General features: G+C 34.5%; 8 protein-coding genes and 1 riboswitch. Of the genes, 5 read left to right on the top strand and 3 right to left on the bottom strand.

Annotation, left to right across the window (positions count from 1 at the left end; all coding sequences use genetic code 11):
- Positions 1–23: 23 nt before the first annotated feature.
- Positions 24–656, top strand: a complete 633-nt coding sequence (locus ACGK9U_RS08535) for an LA_2272 family surface repeat-containing protein (RefSeq protein ID WP_394465949.1) — start codon at positions 24–26, stop codon at positions 654–656.
- Positions 657–802: 146 nt separating this feature from the next.
- On the opposite strand, the gene ACGK9U_RS08530 is transcribed toward ACGK9U_RS08535, so the two are convergent.
- From ACGK9U_RS08530 to ACGK9U_RS08520, 3 genes are all read right to left on the bottom strand, one after another.
- Positions 803–2221: a T9SS type A sorting domain-containing protein gene (locus ACGK9U_RS08530; RefSeq protein WP_394465948.1), complete on the bottom strand. Its 1419-nt coding sequence runs from the start codon at positions 2219–2221 to the stop codon at positions 803–805.
- A gap of 344 nt (positions 2222–2565) precedes the next feature.
- Positions 2566–3684, bottom strand: coding sequence for a 3-isopropylmalate dehydrogenase (gene leuB, locus ACGK9U_RS08525; RefSeq protein ID WP_394465947.1), 1119 nt, complete (start codon positions 3682–3684; stop codon positions 2566–2568).
- 99 nt (positions 3685–3783) lie between these two features.
- Entirely contained in the window at positions 3784–4959 is a 1176-nt protein-coding gene (locus tag ACGK9U_RS08520) for a 2-isopropylmalate synthase (protein ID WP_209653034.1), read from the bottom strand.
- Between the two features lie 148 nt (positions 4960–5107).
- On the opposite strand from ACGK9U_RS08520, the gene ACGK9U_RS08515 reads away from it, so the two are divergent.
- From ACGK9U_RS08515 to ACGK9U_RS08500, 4 genes are all read left to right on the top strand, one after another.
- The gene (locus ACGK9U_RS08515; protein ID WP_394465946.1) at positions 5108–6658 is read left to right on the top strand and encodes a hypothetical protein; all 1551 of its coding nucleotides are present in this window, start codon (positions 5108–5110) and stop codon (positions 6656–6658) included.
- Positions 6659–6773: 115 nt separating this feature from the next.
- Positions 6774–6898: riboswitch (SAM riboswitch) on the top strand.
- A gap of 123 nt (positions 6899–7021) precedes the next feature.
- On the top strand, positions 7022–8296 hold the full coding sequence (locus ACGK9U_RS08510) for an O-acetylhomoserine aminocarboxypropyltransferase/cysteine synthase family protein (protein ID WP_394465945.1): 1275 nt from the start codon (positions 7022–7024) through the stop codon (positions 8294–8296).
- A gap of 63 nt (positions 8297–8359) precedes the next feature.
- Entirely contained in the window at positions 8360–11761 is a 3402-nt protein-coding gene (thrA, locus tag ACGK9U_RS08505) for a bifunctional aspartate kinase/homoserine dehydrogenase I (protein ID WP_394465944.1), read from the top strand.
- A gap of 39 nt (positions 11762–11800) precedes the next feature.
- Complete coding sequence (locus ACGK9U_RS08500; protein WP_394465943.1) at positions 11801–12973, top strand: trans-sulfuration enzyme family protein; 1173 nt, start codon at positions 11801–11803, stop codon at positions 12971–12973.
- Positions 12974–12979 lie beyond the last annotated feature (6 nt).

Genomic DNA, 12979 nt, shown 5'->3' with positions numbered 1-12979 from the left:
CAATCTTTTAAACTGTTATTTATATGAAAATAGCTGTACAATTAATTTTAATGGTTTTTTGTTACAGTCTATTTGGGCAGGATACCTTAGCTAAAAAGAATGTTAACAGATATGTCGTTTGGTTTTCGCCTGAAAAAAAAGCGACTAAAGTTAATGGACTTATGCTGAATTTTTTCCCTAATAACGTTAATAGTTCTGATACATTTGGTGGATATCCAAATGTTAATGGTGTTGAATTAAACCTTAACCCATTAGTAGTGTTTGCACTTTATCCACTCATGGTTGGCATTATTGTTCCAGAATTTTATAAACCTCCTGAAGAAGATTTTAGTTCCATTGATTTTAAAAATTTTAAAGTTATTAACGGAATTCATGCTAACATTTTGAACTTGGAAAGCACAGTCACAAATGGTTTAGAATTGAATTTGTATGGAAGTTTTAATTCGAAAACAAATGGTGTTAGTTTTGCATTTATTTTGAACAAACATTATGAAGTTAATGGAATAACCTTTGCCTATATGGGAAATCAAGATATAGTTTGTAATGGCATTCAAATAGGGTTATTTAATACTTGCAGAAACCTTAAAGGCGTTCAAATAGGATTATATAATAAAAATCAAAAAAGGTCACTTCCTTTTATTAATTGGAGTTTTTAATAAAAAAAAATCTTCCTAAAAAGTTAATACAACTAATTTAAAAAGCACATTGTTTACAATACGCTTTTAAGGACTTTTTTGAAAATTTTAATTTTGTGACTAGCTCAAGATAATTAACTAAAAAAGTAACTGTAATTTCTTTTTAGTTAGAAAATCACTTTAAGGTTATTTGTCTTATTGTCTTTAGCAAGTCTTATAATGTACAATCCTTTGATATTTAATGGGATATTGTTTAAGTTGTTTTCAAGTTTAGTTTCAAAAACAACTCTGCCGTTTAAATCAAAAACAACAACAGTGGTTTCGGGTTCGGCTTCAATAAACAGTACTTGGTCTTTAACCCAAACTTTTTGGTTTAAAGCAGATTCAGAATCAACACTAAGGGCATCATCAATTTTACCAATACCACTGTATGTTTTAACAATATTTGGAACATCCATAGTAGGAGTTTTCACACTGGAATAGCTATAAAGATTAGAAGGTGTAAAATTGCAAGCATCAATAAACTCTTCAGAATCACTAAGTGGAGATCCTCCTCCATCAATATTAGAAATGCCGGTATGTAATCTACTACATGTTTCAAATATATTATCAATAAGTAATCCTTGTCCATTTTCAGATAACTTACCGAATACAGGTTTTTTAGAATTCTTGAAATAATTACATTCCATATAACAATTTGTATTGATTCTTAGATTTACGCCATCACCTAGGCAATCTTCCATATAATTATTGAAATAATGGTGTTGTCCATATCTTAAAAGAGGCAATCGAGAACCATCAATTCTAGCGAAATAGTTATGATGAAATGTGATGGTACGATTATAAATATCGCTGTTGCCACTTCCGGAAAGTAGAGCCTTAGAATGATCGTGAAAATAGTTCCAAGAGATGGTTAGGTGTTGGGTATTGTTTTTGTTGTCAACAAGTCCGTCATATCTATCTTTATTGGTTATGTTTTCGTTATAAAATTCACAATGATCAATCCAGATATGTTCGCTTATTCGATCTGGTTCCGGAATATTGTCTTTATCGGCTTGTATGCCTATACAATCGGGGTCGCCAAGTGTCGTAATACCATCTGTGTCTAGAATTTTGTATTCTCCATCACGCGTTGCAGGAACATATTTCATAGTGAATTTTATGTTTCGTATGATAATGTTGGACTGACATTGGATAACAAGTCCAATTCTATTAAAAAAAGCTTGATCTCCAATACCTATTAAAGTTTTGTTAGACCCAACCTTTAAAATATCGCCAAATGTAGTTTCTATAGCTCCAGGTGTGCCGTTGGCTACAATGCCGCCATCAACATCTACCCAAGTTTGAACTCCGGTATTGAATTCTTTATCAATTCTAATAATATAAGGCGTTGATGGATTTTCTACATATTGTTTTAATTCAGCTAGTGTAGTAGGGGTAACAATTGTACCACCAGCACCACCTGTAGTTCCTCCACCTAATGTGGCAAATCCAACCATGCTAAAGTCGGGTGTTTGAGCCGTAATTATGGTGCAGAAGAAGCTTATTGATATTATTATAAATGGTTTGAAGCAGTTTAGTTTCATAGGATGGTTTCTATTTATCTATTAAATTTAAGTGTTTTAAATTGAATGGCTTGTATGATTTTTTAGTTTTAGATGATATGTAAAAAAAACAAGCTAATATTCTTGTTTGTTTGAAATAATTTATAAGAATAGCCTATTAATTAAAAAGTACCATAATGAAATGGTTTTTCTGCGTTAGCGATTGCAGTGGAAATCCTTTTGTGAGGTACGAACAAAAGATTGAAGCGGAAAGCGCGACCCCATAGGGTAACGCCCAAATAATACGCATTAAAAAAGCGCACTGTAAACAATGCGCTTTTAAGGACTTTTCCAGAAATTTTAATTTTGGTGACTAACTCAAATAATCAAATGATTGTGGATTGCCCTAAATGTATGTTGGTAAAGTTTAAATTGGTTTCATCGGGATTGTTTATAAAATCTTCAATGAAATCGCCAACTTTTGTGGTGGTAATGTTGTCGTACTTTGTGTTTAAATCGGGTGTGGTAATATGTAGTTTTAACGATTTATCTACACCTTCTCTCACCAAAGCCGCTTCGTCGTCTAAACCAAAATGGTCTAGTAACATGGCTGCTGCTAAAATGGCTGCAATTGGGTTAGCAATTCCTTTATTTGCTGCTTTTGAATAAGCACCATGAATGGGTTCGAACATGGCATGTTTGTCGCCCAATGATGCTGAAGCCAATAATCCAATAGAGCCTACAATAACGCTGGCTTCTTCTGATAGGATATCACCAAACATGTTTTCGGTTAATATCACATCAAACTGTCTTGGGTTCATAATAAGTTCCATAGCGGCATTATCTATGTACATAAAGTTTAAACGCACGTTAGGATATTGCGGTGCCAATTCTTGCACCACTCTGCGCCATAACCTAGAACTTTCTAAAGCGTTTGCTTTGTCTACCAACGTTAATTTGCGTTTTCTAGATTGTGCGGCTTTAAAGGCTAAATGGGCAATGCGCTCCACTTCAAAACGAGTGTATTCGCAAATATCGGATGCAGTATTTCCATCTTCACTTAATTTTTTTTCACCAAAATAAATACCACCGGTAAGTTCGCGGTAAATAAGAATATTGGTATTGGCTATTTGCTTTTTCTTTAAAGATGATTTGTTTAGCAAATCATCATAAGCAATTACAGGTCTTATATTTGTATATAAACCTAATGATTTACGTAGGCGTAAAAGTCCTTGTTCTGGTCTTATTTTAGCATACGGATCCAAATCGAAAGCAGCATTTCCAATAGCGCCAAATAAAATGGCGTCGGCTTTTTCACAAATATCTATAGTTTCTTCCGGTAACGGATTGTTTGTTTTTTCTATAGCACTTGCACCCACTAAAGCGTGTTGAAATGTAAATACATGGTTATATTCCATAGCTATAGCTTTCAAAACCTTAACGGCTTGCGCTATAACTTCTGGACCTATACCATCGCCTGGTAAAACGGCAATATTTAATTTCATGTGCTTATATTAATTGTTTTCAACGTTCACATGCAACATCCTTAATAATCATTCCATATATAATTAAAAATTGATTATGGATGTTTCATTTTAGTGTGTTTAAGCTGAAATAATTTCTTTATATAATCTACTATTTTCTATAATAGTGTGGATATCGTCATCATTCACTTCTTTCTTTTTGTCAGCAAAATCTAAGAAATTAGTATAGATTTCATCCAATTGAAGTTTTGTTAATTCATATCCTACATTTTTCGCTCTATATGCTAAGGCTGCTCGTCCGCTTCTTGCTGTTAAAACAATAGCAGATTCGGTTACACCTACATCTTTAGGGTCTATAATTTCGTAAGTTTCACGATTTTTAATGACACCATCTTGATGAATTCCAGAACTGTGTGCAAACGCATTAGCTCCTACAATAGCTTTGTTTGGTTGTGTGTAAATACCCATGCTGTCTGATACTAATTGGCTAAGGCCATAAAGCATTTCAGATTTTATGTTGGTATCTAAATTTAAATAAGGGTGTTGTCTTAAAATCATGACCACTTCTTCCAAAGCCGTATTTCCTGCGCGTTCGCCAATTCCGTTAATGGTACATTCAATTTGGCGGGCACCGTTAATGACACCTTCAATAGAGTTAGCGGTTGCTAAACCTAAATCGTTATGGCAATGGCATGATAAAACAGCTTTTTCAATACCTTTTACGTTTTCTTTTAGGTACTTAATTTTGGCGCCGTATTCACTTGGTAAACAATATCCTGTTGTGTCTGGAATATTTAAAACAGTAGCTCCTGCTTTGATAACAGCTTCACAAACACGTGCTAAATATTCATTATCGGTTCTACCTGCATCTTCAGCATAAAATTCTACGTCTTCAACAAAAGATTTTGCGTAACTTACGGCCTTAAAAGCGCGGTCAATTATAGCATCTCTATTTGAGTTGAATTTAAATTTTATATGAGAATCAGAAGTTCCAATCCCTGTATGAATTCTAGGTGTTTTAGCATATTTTAATGCTTCGGCAGCTACTTTTATATCGTTTTCAACAGAACGTGTTAAACCACAAACTGTTGCGTTTTTAACAATTTTAGAAATGGCTTCAACCGATTTAAAATCGCCAGGACTTGATACAGGAAAACCAGCTTCAATGATATCAACACCTAACAAATCGAGCTGTTCAGCAATGATAAGTTTTTGTTCTGTGTTTAGTTTGCAGCCTGGGACTTGCTCGCCATCGCGAAGCGTTGTGTCAAAAATTTGGACGTTCGTATTAGACATTTAATAAAATAAATTTTCTTTTTGTTATACGAATGTATATTTTGGTTTCCTTAAATGATAATGCAACTCACTTTTTTTACGATGTTTAACTTGAATATAATTTAGTTAAATATTTGAAAATCAAACTTTTAATAAGGTTTTTATAACTATGACAAAAGAGCAAAAAGATAATTTGTTTGTACTGGTAAAGTCCCTTTCTAAGTCCGAAAAGCGACAATTTAAACTTTATGTTGGACGGTTAGGGGTTAATGAAGATTCAAAATTTTTAACGCTTTTTAATATTTTAGAAAAACTCTCGGTTTACGATGAAGCGGCAATTCTAAAAAAAGGGATTGTAAAAAAAGAACAATTATCAAATTTAAAAGCCCATTTATATAAGCAAATATTAATTAGTTTGCGTTTAAATCCTTCGCACCAAAATATAAGAATCCAAATTCGCGAACAATTGGATTTTGCCACTATTTTATATCATAAAGGCTTATATAAACAGAGTTTGAAAATTTTAGATAAAGCCAAAAACTTAGCCATCTCCAACGAAGAAAAGAATGTGGCTTATGAAATTGTTGAGCTTGAAAAAGTCATAGAATCGCAATACATTACTAGAAGTTTAGGTGATAGAGCCGATGAACTTTCAATTCAGGCAAAAGAACTGAGTCAGCAAAACGTATTGGCAAGTAAACTCTCCAATTTATCACTTCAACTTTATGGCTTGTTTTTAAAAACGGGTTATGTAAAAAATGATAAGGAAAGTAAACGTGTTATTAAATATTTTGAAGCGCGCCTACCCAAATACGATATAAATACTTTAGGTTTTCGTGAAAAATTATGGCTTTACAAAGCCTATTTATGGTACAGTTTTTTAACGGTGGATTTTTTGTCCTGTTATAAATACGCGACCAAATGGGTGGAGCTTTTTTATGAAAACAAGGATCAAATTATTTTGAATCCGGTATTTTTCCTAAGAGGAAATCATTATTTGTTGGAGGCTTTATTTTATTTAAGACATTATGAAAAGTTTAAAGAATCTCTAGTAAGGCTGGAAAAAGTAACCAAAGAGAAATGGTTTCCTATTGATGATAATATTGATGGTTTAACTTTCTTGTACATCTACAACAACAAGTTCAACTTGCATTTTATTGAAGGTAGTTTTAAAGAAGGCTTGCCATTGGTTGATGAGGTTTTAGTAAGGTTGAAAGATTATAACGACCGTATTGATGAGCACCACGTTATGGTGTTTTATTACAAAATAGCCAGTATGTATTTTGGTGCGGGCGAAAACAAAAAATGCATTCAGTATTTAGAGAAAATCATAAACAACAAATCGTTGCAAATGCGAGAAGATTTGTTGTGTTTTGCCAGAATCCTGAATTTGGTAGCGCATTACGAAGCGGGCATGGACTATAATTTGGATGTGTTAATTCGCAGCACCTATAAGTTTTTAATTAAAATGGAAGACTTGTACGATGTGCAAAGAGAGTTCATTAAATTCTTAAGAGGCTTGGGCGATATTTATCCGAACGAGGTTAGAAACGAGTTTATCAAACTTCATAAAAAGCTTAAGGAATTCGAACACGATCCGTACCAAAGTCGTGCGTTTTTGTATTTAGATATTATATCGTGGTTGGAATCTAAGATCCAGAATAGACCTATAGCATTGGTCATTCAAAACAAGTTTTATGAGATGCGATATAATAAGTAGAAGTTTGTAAAAGGTGTATAATTTGAAATGTTTTTGTAAATTTCCACTAAAAAATTTGGATATTAACTTTTTCTAACTGAATATTTGCATTCACAAAGTACAAACACTTACTGAAATGTTATCAAGAAAGGTGGAGGGATTAGACCCATTGAAGCCTTAGCAACCTCCCGAACTTATCGGGGAAGGTGCTAAATTCTACTTAGTTTTCAATTCATTTATTGAAAACTGGATAGATAACCAAAAAATGAAATTGCTCAAATAATTTCAATTATTCTTTTTAACATTTTTCTATTAAGTACATCAATTTTGATGCATTTGGCTTTTGTTTTAATCATTTATTAACTCAAAGAAAAAATTAGAAAAATGAGCACACTAAAATTAGCAACAAACGCATTACACGCAGGACACGACACGACTGCAACAGGAGGAACACGAGCGGTTCCAATTTATCAAACATCGTCGTATGTTTTTAATAATTCAGACCATGCAGCAAACCTGTTTTCATTAAAAGAACTGGGGTTTATTTACACCAGACTTAACAATCCAACCAACCAAATTTTACAAGAGCGTTTGGCAGCGGTAGAAGGGGGTATTGGCGCTGTAGTTTTTGCTTCAGGAACATCGGCAATTTCAACAGGGTTATTGACTTTATTAAAAGCGGGCGATCATATTGTAGCATCAGCCAGTTTATACGGCGGCACCTATAATTTATTGAAAGTAACGTTGCCTCGTTTGGGCATCACAACCACATTTGTAGATGCCGATAATCCAGATAATTTCGCTTCAGCCGTTAAAGAAAATACACGTGCTTTTTTTGTGGAATCTTTAGGAAATCCTAAATTGGATGTTTTAGATTTAAAATCAATTTCTGTACATGCGAAGGCTGCAGGTGTGCCGTTTATTGTAGATAATACCGTAGCAACACCAGCTTTGTTGAACCCGATTGAGCATGGGGCAAACATCGTTATACATTCCTTAACAAAATATATTGGTGGTCAAGGAACATCGTTAGGTGGAGCCATTATTGATGCTGGTACGTTCGATTGGGCTAACGGGAAATTCCCAGAATTCACAGAGCCTTCCGCAGGATACCACGGTTTGGTTTATCACGAAGCTTTAGGAGCAGCAGCTTATACATTTAAATTAATTTTAGAAGGATTAAGAGATTTTGGAGGGGCTTTAAGTCCTTTTAACGCCTTTCAAATCATTCAAGGTTTAGAAACCTTACCTGTTCGAATAAAGCAGCACAGCCTAAATGCTTTAGAACTTGCAAAATGGTTAGAGCAACAAGATGAAGTGGCTTGGGTAAACTATCCTGGGTTGGAATCTAGTAAATATAAAGATTTAGCAGACACCTATTTACCAAAAGGACAAAGTGGCATCATTACCTTTGGAGCAAAAGGTGGATTTGATGCAGCTAAAACCATAGCAGATAATTCTAAATTATTTTCATTGTTGGCAAATATTGGAGACACCAAATCGCTTATCATTCACCCAGCAAGTACCACGCACCAGCAATTAACAGATGCTGAACAAGATGCAGCAGGTGCACCAAAAGATTTAATTCGTTTGTCTGTTGGATTGGAAGATATTGAAGACTTAAAAGCCGATTTAAAAGAAGCTTTTTCAAAAATTTAATAAATAAATATCGACCTACAATGTTTTAAAACCTTGTAGGTCTTAAGAAAATATAAGGACTCGTTGAAAGTAAATTTACAACATATTATTATTAAAAACTTTACCACCGAAAGTAAAGTGCTCAACCCCGAAATAAAGTTAAGTTATCAACTATTTGGTAAGCCTTTAGGTACGGCACCTGTGGTATTGGTAAATCATGCCTTAACAGGGAACAGCAATGTCGCTGGTGAAGATGGTTGGTGGAGCGACTTGGTGGGTGATGATAAGGTAATCGATACGAAACTTTACACCATATTATCTTTCAATATTCCTGGAAATGGGTTTGATGGTTTTGTAATAGAAAACTATAAAGATTTCGTAGCACGCGATATTGCAAATATCTTTTTAATTGGGTTGAAAGAGCTTAAAATTGAAAAACTGTTTGCACTCATTGGTGGGTCGTTAGGTGGTGGTATTGCTTGGGAAATGGCGGTTTTAAATCCTGATATTACAGATAATTTAATACCTGTGGCAACCGATTGGAAATCCACCGATTGGTTGATAGCCAATTGCCAAATTCAAGAGCAATTTTTATTAAACTCTAGAAATCCCGTGCATGATGCCAGAATGCACGCTATGTTGTGTTACCGCACACCTGAATCTTTCAACGAACGTTTTCAGCGTTCTAAAAACGAGGAATTAGAGATTTTTAATGTTGAAAGTTGGTTATTGCACCACGGCAATAAACTGCAAGAACGGTTTCAACTTTCGGCTTATAAATTAATGAATCAGTTGTTGAAAACCATTGATGTTACCAAAAACAGACCAACCGATTTTAATGTGTTGGAAAACATACATGGCAACATCCATATAATAGGTGTTGATTCCGATTTGTTTTTTACTGCGGAAGAAAACAGACAAACACACAAACAATTGGCGGTATCAAACCCGAATGTAACGTATAACGAAATACATTCGGTGCATGGGCATGATGCTTTTTTGATGGAATACGAGCAATTAGAAAAAATAGTAGAAGGCATTTTTGTGCCAAGTTCTAAAAAAAGAAGAATGAAAGTATTAAAGTTTGGAGGGAAATCGTTAGCAAATGGCGATGGGTTGAATACCGTTATTTCCATCATTGAAAATAAGGTGAAGGAAGGCGAAAAAATTACAGTAGTAGTTTCGGCAAGAAGTTCCGCTACAGATGATTTGGAAGACATTCTGAACAAAGCCGCTAAAGGGCATCCGTATAAAGAAATATTGCAAGTATTTAAAAACTATCAAACGGAACCATTAAAGGATGTTGATTTTTCAGCTGAATTTTCAATTTTAGAGAAACTGTTCGAAGGGGTTAGTTTATTAGGTGATTATAGCAAAAAAACGAAGGATGAAATTTTAGCTCAAGGTGAATTGCTATCAGTAAAATTGATTGCAAGTTTGTTAAATAAGAAAAACATAAAAGCAACAGCAGTTGATTCTAGAAGCTTAATAAAAACAAACGATGCCTTTGGAAATGCACAACCTATTTCGCAACTTTCAAAAGACAATGTCAAAAAATATTATAAAGAAGCTGGAAATAATGTTGTAAATGTTGTAACCGGTTTTATTGGGTCTAATTCCAAAAATGAAACTACTACGTTAGGTAGAAATGGCAGTAATTATACAGCAGCACTTTTGGCAAATTATTTGGATGCTGAAGAGTTGCAAAATTATACCCATGTAAACGGTATATATACAGCGAACCCTGATTTGGTGGAAGATGCCAAAAAAATACGCGAATTATCGTTTAGTGAAGCTAATGAGTTGGCTAATTTTGGTACCACCGTTTTGCATGCTAAAACCATCATTCCGTTGGTTGAAAAAAATATTAATCTTCGTATTTTAAATACCTTTAATCCGGAGGATGAAGGTACTTTAATTACGGCAAAACCAAATTCAAAAGAAGTAACGTCATTATCGGTTTTAGATAATGTGGCACTTTTAAATTTAGAAGGTCGTGGCTTGTTAGGGAAAAGTGGTGTAGATGCTAGAATATTTGGAGCTTTAGCGAGTAAGGATATCAGTGTGAGCATCATTTCTCAAGGATCTTCAGAACGTGGCATTGGTTTAATTATTAATGCAGACCAAGCAACCCAAGCGGTAATAGCTTTGGAACGAGAGTTTGAAAATGATTTTTATTCACAAGACGTTAATAAAATTGGGGTGGTAGACGATGTTTCGGTTATTTCCATTATTGGTATCGAATTGAGTTCATTCCACAAACCATTCAACGCGCTTATAAAAAACCAAATTACGCCACTGTTGTTCAACAATACGGTTACTGGTAAAAACGTGAGTTTGGTGGTTAAAAAAGACCAACTTCATAAAGCTATGAATGTGATCCATGGTGAAATTTTCGGAATTTCAAAGAAAATAAACATAGCCATTTTTGGTCATGGTGGTGTGGGTAGCGCTTTGATTAATCAGATTTTAAAATCGAGAGATGATATTGAAAAGCGAAAAGGCATCAACCTAAATGTTTTTGCAATAGCCAATTCAAAAAAACTACTTCTGAATAAAAGAGGCGCAGACAAGAACTGGAAGGAAGCCATAAAAACATCAGAATTGGAAAGTTCAATTGAAGATGTGATTGCTTTTGCTAAAACACATCATTTGGAAAATTTAATTGCTGTTGATAATACGGCAAGTCCTAAATTCCATAACAATTATGTGCCATTGGTTGAGGCTGGTTTCGATTTGGTGTCTTCTAATAAAATAGCCAATACCATTTCGCATCAATTTTATACCGATTTACGGGCACAATTAAAAGAACACAACAAGCAATATTTATATGAAACCACGGTTGGTGCTGGTTTACCGTTGATAGATACTATCAAATTATTGCACGAATCGGGTGAAAATATTACCAGAATTCGAGGGGTTTTCTCTGGAACGTTGAGTTATTTGTTCAATAACTTTTCGGTACAGGACAAACCATTTAGCAGAATTGTACAAGAAACAATCGATAAAGGTTTTACCGAACCCGACCCAAGGGAAGATTTTTCAGGAAACGATGTGGCTAGAAAATTATTAATTTTGGCACGAGAACTGGATTTACAAAATGAATTTGAAGATGTTTCGGTTCAAAATTTAATTCCAGAAGCATATAGAGATATTTCAGTGGCTGAGTTTTTAAGTCAGTTGAACGTGTTGGATGCTGAATTTCAAAAGATAAAAGAAGCACAAAAACCAGGATATGTGTTAAGATATATTGGTGATTTATCGGGCGATTTATCTCAAGACAAAGGAAATTTAGAAGTGAAATTAGTGTCCATTCCAGGAGACAGCACATTGGGGCAAATTAAAGGAAGTGATGCTATTTTTGAAATATTTACAGAAAGTTATGGGGAGCAACCTATCGTTATTCAAGGTGCAGGCGCAGGGTCCGAAGTAACAGCAAGAGGCGTTTTTGGTGATATTTTAAGATTGTCTAAACATATAAATTGATACAATTTAAGGGTAGTTGAGACCTAAAAGAAGATAAAAATGAGCGAGGAAAGAAAAAAATTTGAAACTTTAGCAGTAAGAACGCAATCGGAAACAACCCAGTTTTCTGAGCATTCGGTTCCGTTATATTTAACATCAGGATTTGTTTTTGACGATGCCGAAGAAATGAGGGCTTCTTTTGCAGAAGAAAAACAGCGCGACTTGTACAGTCGTTATAGCAATCCAAACGTTAACGAGTTTGTTGATAAAGTATGTTTAATGGAAGGCGCAGAAGCTGGTTTTGCTTTTGCAAGTGGTATGGCTGCAGTTTTTTCAACGTTTGCAACATTACTGGATGCTGGCGATCATGTCGTATCTTGCAGTTCAGTATTTGGTGCTACCCATGGTTTGTTTACAAAATACTTTCCGAAATGGAATATAGAGTGTTCTTATTTCAATGTAAATGAAGTTGAAACCATTGAAAGTTTAATTAAACCGAATACCAAGTTTTTGTATGCAGAAACACCAACCAACCCTGGTGTTGATGTGTTGGATTTAGAATATCTAAGTGCTATTTGTAAAAAGCACAACATTTTGTTGGTGGTCGATAATTGTTTTGCAACACCTTATTTGCAACAACCTATAAAATTTGGTGCCGATTTGGTCATCCATTCCGCTACCAAATTAATGGACGGACAAGGGCGTGTACTTGGTGGCGTTACGGTTGGGAAAAAAGAATTGATACGAGAAATCTATCTATTTTCAAGACTAACAGGACCTTCAATGAGTCCTTTTAATGCATGGGTACTGTCTAAGTCCTTAGAAACATTAGCGGTTAGAACCGAAAAACATTGTGAAAATGCGCTAAAATTGGCAGCATTTTTAGAAGCCCACCCAAAAGTAACATGGGTTAAATATCCATTTTTAAAGTCGCATCCTAAATACGATATCGCCAAAAAGCAAATGTTGTTAGGAGGCAATATCATAGCGTTTGAGGTAAAAGGTGGTTTAGAAGGAGGAAGGTCTTTTTTTGATGCCATAAAAATGTGTTCACTATCGGCCAATTTAGGTGATACGCGAACCATTGTAACCCATCCAGCAAGCACCACACATGCTAAGGTAGAGCCTGAAGTAAAAGCAGCTGCAGGTATTACCGATGGTATGGTACGTGTTTCGGTAGGTTTGGAGCATATAGATGATATTATTTCCGACTTGAAACAAGCATTAAATTAATTATCT

It is taken from the genome of Mariniflexile sp. HNIBRBA6329 (genome assembly GCF_043558645.1).
Lineage (GTDB): Bacteria > Bacteroidota > Bacteroidia > Flavobacteriales > Flavobacteriaceae > Mariniflexile.
Note: the sequence above shows the minus strand (reverse complement) of the source record. Positions and strands in the feature narration are given on the sequence as shown.

What these genes read in the sequence shown, in the direction of transcription:
- ACGK9U_RS08520 (WP_209653034.1), bottom strand. Translation starts at nt 4,959, where the DNA reads ATGTCTAATACGAACGTCCAAATTTTTGACACAACGCTTCGCGATGGC.
- ACGK9U_RS08515 (WP_394465946.1), top strand. Translation starts at nt 5,108, where the DNA reads ATGACAAAAGAGCAAAAAGATAATTTGTTTGTACTGGTAAAGTCCCTT.
- ACGK9U_RS08535 (WP_394465949.1), top strand. Translation starts at nt 24, where the DNA reads ATGAAAATAGCTGTACAATTAATTTTAATGGTTTTTTGTTACAGTCTA.
- leuB (WP_394465947.1), bottom strand. Translation starts at nt 3,684, where the DNA reads ATGAAATTAAATATTGCCGTTTTACCAGGCGATGGTATAGGTCCAGAA.
- ACGK9U_RS08510 (WP_394465945.1), top strand. Translation starts at nt 7,022, where the DNA reads ATGAGCACACTAAAATTAGCAACAAACGCATTACACGCAGGACACGAC.
- ACGK9U_RS08500 (WP_394465943.1), top strand. Translation starts at nt 11,801, where the DNA reads ATGAGCGAGGAAAGAAAAAAATTTGAAACTTTAGCAGTAAGAACGCAA.
- ACGK9U_RS08530 (WP_394465948.1), bottom strand. Translation starts at nt 2,221, where the DNA reads ATGAAACTAAACTGCTTCAAACCATTTATAATAATATCAATAAGCTTC.